This is a genomic window from Corynebacterium sp. HMSC055D05 (assembly GCF_001810365.1).
GTDB lineage: Bacteria > Actinomycetota > Actinomycetes > Mycobacteriales > Mycobacteriaceae > Corynebacterium > Corynebacterium coyleae.
The window spans coordinates 531-2,300 of the sequence record NZ_KV801072.1 but is presented as its reverse complement, the minus strand read 5'-3'; the positions used below and the strand labels follow the sequence as shown (position 1 = coordinate 2,300).

Sequence of the window (1,770 nt, the reverse complement as noted above, 5' to 3'; positions counted from 1 at the left end):
GACCAACAGAAGCATCCGCATCAAAATAACGCGTCACCCCCTCAGCATCCGTATACGGTGCCAACTGCAGCGTGAAGTTGCCGTTCTCATCCGACTCGGTGTAATAAATCGGCGATGCGTGCTCAGAGTTCACCCCCTCAAACCACTGGGCGTAAACCTTCACACCCTTTAAGGCCTTACCGGAATCCTGAACATTACTGAAACCGTTCGTCGTCTCCTGGATCTCCTTGACAGAACCAGAAATCGTACCCGTGTTCTCAGGGTTACCAGGAGAGAAAATCGCATCCTTATACGCCTCAGGCGCATCCGCAGGCTTCGGAGCATCCGCATTCTGCTCAGCAGCAGGGACATCCTGCGCAAACGCCACCGGCTGCGCCAACGGCGCAACCAACGCAAACGACAACGCAGCCGCAGCAACAGACGTGCCACGACGACGTGCAATGTAATTCTTCTTCACCGAACTACCTCTTCAACGGCAGGCATCGCAGAATAAATGCACGCAGCGCTGCCCGCATAAGCTTTTAATACGGTTGTAACCCTGAATACTTTACACAACCGACGGTATCGTTACAGCGCTTGTACAACTTTTTTCAACATTGGTTAGCTCACCAGATTCGTTAACCCCGATAGTCGGCGGCCGATTCAACACGGTCGCACAAAGCTAATCGCCCCGCCCACCATGTGGTGAGCGGGGCGATCGCTAGCGCTTGCCTTCAGTCTACGAGAGACTCAAGACTTACTGCTTGTTCGACTTGGCCGGAGTGGTCGGCTTCTCCTCCTTGGAGGAACCAGCATAGGTCTTACCGGAAGAACCCTTCAGTTCCAGATCCTTCACGGAAGAGCCACCACCGTTCGGGGAGCAGTTGTCGTAGATGATCGTGCCGGCGAGGATGCCAGCGGCGATCAGAGCCAGACCACCTGCAACCGTTGCGATGTCGGTGCCGTACTGGCCCAACTTCGCGTTGATTGCATCCACCTGGGAAGCGACCTGCGGGTTGAAGATACCCATCTGCTGCTGGATCTGGGTGTTGAAGTTCTGGATCTGAGCATTCGCCTGAGCAGCGAAGTCGGACAGACCCGGGATCTCCAACTGGGTAGCCAGACCGATTGGCAGCAGCGCGATCAGCGGCAGACCGAAGCCAACGGAGGTAGCGACACACTTACCGGTGTCAATGCCAACCTGTGCGGTGGCGGTGTTGCCTGCACCATCGGTGACCGTAACCTTATCGCCCGGCTTCAACTCGACGTTGGACGGAACGTTGATCTTCCAGTTGCCATCCTTGTCGGTCTCGGTCTCGATGACCTTGCCGTTCGGCAGGGTGACCTTGATGTCCTCACCCGGACGGTCGCCCTTACCGGAGATGGTCTTGTCACCCGGCTTGATCTCGTTGATGGTCGGCGGAGTGTTGTCCTCAACGGTAACGTCCGCGGCGTTGCCCTTGCCATCGGTGACGGTGATCTTGTCACCCGGCTTCAGATCGACATCAGCCGGAACGTCGACAGACCAGTTACCGTTCTCGTCGGTCGTGGTCTCAATGTCCTTGCCGTTCGGCAGGGTGACCTTAATGTCCTCACCCGGACGGTCGCCCTTACCAGAGATGGCCTTGTCACCAGGTGCTACCGGGTTGATTTCCGGTGCAGTGGTGTCCGGGATGTCGCCCTCATCAGCAGGGTTCGAACCACCCTCGATCTCATCCTTGTTCGAGATGCCGTCACCATCGAAGTCACCGTTCGGTTCCAGCAGGGACTTACCGTCCTTGCCAACCAGGT

General features: G+C 56.8%; 1 protein-coding gene and 1 pseudogene. Both read right to left on the bottom strand.

Annotated features, from left to right (window positions below):
* Nucleotides 1-457: pseudogene (locus HMPREF2734_RS12040) on the bottom strand (hypothetical protein); the annotation flags it as partial.
* 279 nt (nucleotides 458-736) lie between these two features.
* The coding region (locus tag HMPREF2734_RS05860) for an Ig-like domain-containing protein (protein WP_210384743.1) at nucleotides 737-1,770 on the bottom strand (1,034 nt) is incomplete at its 5' end.